Origin of the sequence: Streptomyces sp. (assembly GCF_035645055.1) — a bacterium.
Lineage (GTDB): Bacteria > Actinomycetota > Actinomycetes > Streptomycetales > Streptomycetaceae > Streptomyces.
In genome coordinates this window covers 1-2,173 of sequence record NZ_DASQNH010000095.1, presented here as the reverse complement: position 1 = coordinate 2,173, position 2,173 = coordinate 1, and the positions used below count along the sequence as shown (strand labels likewise).

The 2,173-nt window shown below is 71.0% G+C and carries 2 protein-coding genes and 1 pseudogene; 1 reads left to right on the top strand and 2 read right to left on the bottom strand.

The window, feature by feature from the left end:
• Positions 1 to 190: pseudogene (locus VE614_RS30320) on the top strand (hypothetical protein); the annotation flags it as partial.
• 161 nt (positions 191 to 351) lie between these two features.
• On the opposite strand, the gene VE614_RS30315 reads toward VE614_RS30320, so the two are convergent.
• Together VE614_RS30315 and VE614_RS30310 are read right to left on the bottom strand one after the other, a co-directional pair.
• Positions 352 to 720 (bottom strand): STAS domain-containing protein, encoded by a 369-nt coding sequence (locus VE614_RS30315; protein WP_324944363.1) that lies wholly within the window; start codon positions 718 to 720, stop codon positions 352 to 354.
• Positions 717 to 2,105, bottom strand: a complete 1,389-nt coding sequence (locus VE614_RS30310; RefSeq protein WP_324944360.1) for a PP2C family protein-serine/threonine phosphatase — start codon at positions 2,103 to 2,105, stop codon at positions 717 to 719. The genes VE614_RS30315 and VE614_RS30310 overlap by 4 nt, the downstream gene beginning before the upstream one ends.
• Positions 2,106 to 2,173: the final 68 nt, after the last annotated feature.

Here is a 2,173-nt window from a genome sequence, read left to right as displayed (position 1 = left end):
CTTCATCTACCTCGCCTCCGTGGTCGCGGTACTGATCGCTTCCATGGTCGTGGGCACCGAAGAGGGACACACCGACTACTTCCGCGCCGACAAGGCATGGCTGTACATCGTGATCCTGACCGTCGGCTACATGATCAGCCGCGGGCTGGCCAAGTCCGGCAGCCGCGACCCCTACGACGAGTCCCACTAACCCGGCGGGGAAAGGCAGCATCCGGTGTGCTGTACGCCGCGGCCCGACGTGTAGCGCCTGGCGGAGCGGATGAGCGCGCGTCGCGACCAGTACGTTGGTCGCGGCGCGCGCTTGGTCATGTGCTAGCCAGCTGTTGGAGCCGCCCTGGCGAGCGAGAGGTTTCAGGCGGTGGTGCGGTTGCTTTGGCGTGCGGCAAGCGCGGCGTCGGCGCTGGGATACGCGGGCAGGAAGGTGTCCATCCCGGTGACGCTGAGCAGGCGGCTCAGCCGGTCGGGGATGGCCGCCAGGGTCAGCGAGCCGTCGGCGTCCTTGGCGCAACGCCAGATGCCGACGAGGGCGCCCAGCCCTGAGGAGTCGCAGAAGGTGATGCCCGACAGGTCAGCGACCAGGTCGGGGTGTCCGGCCGCCATGAGTTCCAGGGCGCGGGCCCGCACGGCGGGTGCGGTGGTGATGTCGAATTCACCGGACAGTGCGATCACGGCCAGGGCGCCGTCGGTGTGCGGGACGTCGATGTGGAATGCGTCGGTCATGGGCGTCGGTTCTCCTGCCCGACGGAGGCGTCGGCGGTCGGGGCGGCGGCGCTGTGAGCGGTAGTGGTGATGCCGGCCGGAGCGGCATCCGCAGTGGGGACGGACAGGGCCAGCAGTGCCACGTCGTCGCGTTCGGTGTCGGGGAGGGTGTCCAGGAGCGCGACGGTGTCGTCGATCAGGGAGCCGGCACTGACCGGCGCCGGCCGGTGGGCCAGGAAGTCCATCAGGCCCGTGTCGTCGAGCATGTGGCCATCGGCGGTGCGGGCCTCGGTCAGCCCGTCGGTATACAGCAGCAGGCCCTGGCCGGGTGCCAGGTGCAGGGTGCGTGAGGCGAATGCGGCTTCGGCGATCGCGCCGACCAGCATGCCGCCCTTGGCGCGGACCGCCTCCACCCGTACACCGCCTTCCTCGGTGGGGCTCAGATGGTAGGCGGGCGGATGGCCGCCGGTGGCCAGCGTGACCGTGAAACCGCCATCTGGGGCGGGATCGAGCACGCCGAAGATGGCGGTGCAGAAGCGCGTCCCCACCGCCGCGTCCAGCAGCAGCGCCGTGTTCAGGGCATTCAGCGCGGCCGTCGGGTCCGCGTCGACGAGGGCTGCGGCCCGCAGCGTGTAGCGGGTCAGTGAGGTGACCGAGGCGGCTTCGGCGCCCTTGCCGCACACATCGCCCAGGAAGAACGCCCACCGGTCCCCGCCGACGGGGAAGACGTCGTAGAAGTCGCCTCCCACTTCCTGCGGGGAGGCGGTCTTGTAGTGGCAGGCCAGCTCCAGGCCCGGTACCGCGGGCAGGATGGGAGGCACCAGGGTGCGCTGCAGGGTGGAGGCGAACGCGGCGATGGCCGCCTTGTCCCGCTCCGCACGCTGGCGGGCCTCTTCCTCCGCCTGGCGCTTCTCCTGCTCGACCTTGCGGCGCTCCTGCTCGGCGCGCACCACGCGCAACGCCGACAGCCGCAGCTCCAACTGGTCACGCACCACCGCCGCCAGGTCCGCGAGCGTGGCCGAATCCGCCTCGCTGATCTCGCGGGGGCGGGTGTCCAGGACGTTGACCGTGCCCAGCCGGTACCCGTCGGCGGTGATGATCGGAGCGGCCGCGTAGAACCGCACCCCCATCGGACCGGCGACCAGCGGGTTGGAACAGGCGACCGGGTCCAGCAGGGTGTCGGGGATGACAGTGGTGTCATCCGTCAGGACCGCCGAGGCGCACAGCCCCGGATCCCGGCCGATCTCGCTGACACCCTCCAGTCCGTGCGCGGCCTTGAACCAGATCCGGTCCTCGTCCACGATCGTCACCGTCGCCACCGGCACCTCGAACAGACGCGCCGCCAGCGCCGCGACCCGGTCGTAGGCGCCGTCCGGAGGGGTATCGAGAATGTCGTAACGGCGCACCGCCGCCAACCGTGCCGCCTCGGCCGACGCGGCCACAGGCCCGCTCGGTGCTATCGCAGGCGGACTCG

Bases quoted from the DNA above. Each gene is read 5' to 3' on its own strand.
- VE614_RS30315 (WP_324944363.1), bottom strand. From the start codon at position 720: ATGACCGACGCATTCCACATCGACGTCCCGCACACCGACGGCGCCCTG.